The sequence below is a fragment of the Caballeronia sp. BR00000012568055 genome (assembly GCF_029439455.1).
Lineage (GTDB): Bacteria > Pseudomonadota > Gammaproteobacteria > Burkholderiales > Burkholderiaceae > Caballeronia.
Map to the genome: position 1 here is coordinate 899 of NZ_JAQFVG010000117.1, position 2897 is coordinate 3795.

Genomic DNA, 2897 nt, shown 5'->3' on the forward strand with positions numbered 1-2897 from the left:
GATGCCGCTGTTCTTCTTCACGATGATCGCGGTCGAGCGCGGCGAGTACACATCGAACGCGTTGAAGACGAGCGGTGAACCGGCGAGCATGGCGGCGAGCGCGGGTGTCGTCGATCCCCAGAAACCGAAGTCTGCGCTGCCACCAACGACTGCCTGAAGCGAGGGCGCATGATTGGGAAACGGACCGACCCATTCCACTTTGATGCCTTTGGCTGCGAGTGTTTTCTCGAATACGCCGCGTTGACGCGCGATATCCGGCAGGCTGCCATACCCCCAGCCAATGCGCACGAGGTCCGTATTACGTGTGAGTTTGCGAGCTTCCGCGGCCCGTGCGGGCAATACATTTCCTGCGATTGCGCCTGCCACGAGGCCACCCGCCGCGCGCAAAAGTTGGCGGCGACTCAAAGATGAATCGAACATGCTTTGCTGGTCCTTTTGTAGTGATTTGATGCGGTGTTTCTGTCAGTGCGTATGAACGCCCAACTCGTCGAGCAAGATTGGCCGCAACGATTGCGGCGTGTGATCCGACAATTCGAACGATGCAGCGATGCGTCCCGCACGCATCACGAGAACGCGATCGGCGAGTGTCAGCGCTTCATCCACATCGTGCGTAACGATCAGCACGCCGGGTTGATGATGCGCGACGAGTTCCTTCACGAGGCCATGCATCTTGATACGCGTCAGCGCATCGAGCGCGGCGAATGGTTCATCGAGCAACAGCAGCGCGGGTTCACGCACGAGTGCGCGCGCCAGGGCTACGCGTTGCGCCTGGCCACCGGAAAGATTGCGTGGCCAGTCGTTTTCGCGGCCTTGCAGTCCGACTTCAGCTAAAGCCTGCGCTGCGCCTTCGCGTCCGACTGTGTGCTCGTGACCAAGCGCGACGTTCTCCCAAAGCGTGGCCCACGGCAACAGCCGATGCTCCTGAAACACCACCGAAGGGCGCTCGGGCGCGCGTATCTTTCCCGCGTCGGGTAGATCGAGTCCGGCCAGTGCGCGCAACAACGTGGTCTTGCCGCAGCCGCTTTCACCGAGCAGCGCGACAAACTCGCCTTTGCGGATGTCGAGGTCCAGTGCTTCGATGACCACCCGGGCGCCGTATCGGCGTTGTAAGCCACGAACTGAAACTGCCAAGGTATCCGAATCAATGGTGTGGCTCACTTTGCGTCTCCCTTGGCGAAGTTCGCATGCCACGAGAGATAGCGCGATTCGAGCGCACGAACGAACGCATCGGCCACTACGCCGATAACCGCGTAAATGACGATGGTCAGCAGAATGACATTGGTATTAAGGAACTCGCGCGCGTCCATCGCAAGAAAGCCGATGCCTTTGGTGGTGGCAAGCGTCTCGGCAATCACCAGCGCGAGCCACGCATGCGCGAGCGCGTAACGCACGCCGGTGAGAATCGACGGCATTGCGCCGGGCAGAATGATTCGACGCACGACTGCACGCCAGTTCAGACCGATTACCTTCGCCAGTTCCATCAGCTTCGGATCGATCTGGCGTATGCCGAGCACCGTGTTGATATAGATCGGAAACAGCACCGCGAGCGCGACCAGAAAGATCTTCGCGACTTCGCCCACGCCGAACCACACGATGACGAGTGGCAGCATCGCAAGGAACGGGACGGCGCGGATCATTTGAATCGAACGGTCGAATAATGCCTGTGCAAGCGGCGAGAAACCGACGAGAACGGCCAGCACGAGCGCAATCGTGCCGCCGATTACGAAGCCAACGGCTGCGCGCAACAGCGAGACGCCGAGATGCACGAAGAGATCGCCGTTGCGTGCGAGTGTGATGGCGGTATCGAGCACGCGGCTCGGTGCGGGCAGCACCTGCGGCTCGATCAAACCGATGCGCGCAGTGACTTCCCACAGCGCCAACACTGCGGCGGGCACGACCCAGGAAAGCCATTGATACAAGCGAGCGCGCGAAACCGGCGCGCTCGCTTGATGAGTCGTGACATAGCTGTTACGGGAGGATGTCAGATCAGCCATGTGATGTCGTTTAAGCCATAAAATAAGCTGCATTTTGCGAAGGCGAGCTTGTTATTAGAGGCTGACGGACATCGTCATGACAAACGGTTTTTTATGCTTTGCTTTCCATGTGCGCGAGCATGTCCATATTCGATCACGAAGCGAAGTCGGTCGATTTCGACAAGGCGCGCCATGCTTCGGTTTCGGCGGCGACGTACGCGTTCTTCTCTTCGATGGCCTTGAGCGTGTCGCTGCCAAGCGCAAGGCGCAGCGGCGGCGCGGAGGCATCGGCGAGCGTGACGAGCGCGTGGGCGAGCTTCTGCGGATCGCCTGGCTGATTGTGATTCATCTCCGCCGCGCGGCGGCGCACGGTGCCTGAAGTCGCATCGTAATCGTCGATGACTTCCTTGCCGACCAGAAGCGACGACGCATCCAGAAAATCCGTGCGGAAATAGCCTGGTTCGACTACGGTCGCATGAATGCCGAGCGGTTCGAGTTCGGCGTGCAGCGCCTCGGTGATACCTTCGACTGCGAACTTGGTCGAGCAATACACACCAAAACCCGCCGCCGAGCGATATCCGCCCACCGACGACATATTCATGATATGCCCCGAGCGCTGTTTGCGCATCACGGGAAGCAATGCACGCGTAATGTTAAGCAATCCGAATACATTGGTATCGAACATACGGCGCACATCGGCGTCGCTCGACTCTTCCACCGCTGCAAGCAAGCCAAATCCCGCGTTATTCACGAGTACGTCGATACGGCCGAACTTCGCCACGGCTGCATTGACGCCGGCTTTGGCCTGTGCTTCGTTCGTTACATCGAGTGCGACGGGCAGCAGTGCGGGCGAGCTGCCGAATCGCTCGACGATCGAATCGATATCGCGGCCTGCGGCGACCACGGCGTTGCCATCGTCGAGCG

Annotated in this window: 3 protein-coding genes and 1 pseudogene; all 4 read right to left on the bottom strand. The window is 59.8% G+C overall.

Annotated features, from left to right (window positions below; all coding sequences use genetic code 11):
* Positions 1–420 (bottom strand): annotated as a pseudogene (locus tag P7F28_RS07300) (sulfonate ABC transporter substrate-binding protein); the annotation flags it as partial.
* 42 nt (positions 421–462) lie between these two features.
* Positions 463–1191, bottom strand: coding sequence for an ABC transporter ATP-binding protein (locus tag P7F28_RS07305; protein WP_277183849.1), 729 nt, complete (start codon positions 1189–1191; stop codon positions 463–465).
* Positions 1155–1994: an ABC transporter permease subunit gene (locus P7F28_RS07310; protein ID WP_277183850.1), complete on the bottom strand. Its 840-nt coding sequence runs from the start codon at positions 1992–1994 to the stop codon at positions 1155–1157. Before P7F28_RS07310 ends, P7F28_RS07305 begins: the two co-directional genes overlap by 37 nt.
* 133 nt (positions 1995–2127) lie before the next feature.
* Positions 2128–2897: SDR family NAD(P)-dependent oxidoreductase (locus P7F28_RS07315; protein ID WP_277183852.1), on the bottom strand; the 770-nt coding region annotated here is incomplete at its 5' end.

Excerpts from the sequence above, each read along its gene's own strand:
- P7F28_RS07310 (WP_277183850.1), bottom strand. The coding sequence starts at position 1,994 with ATGGCTGATCTGACATCCTCCCGTAACAGCTATGTCACGACTCATCAA.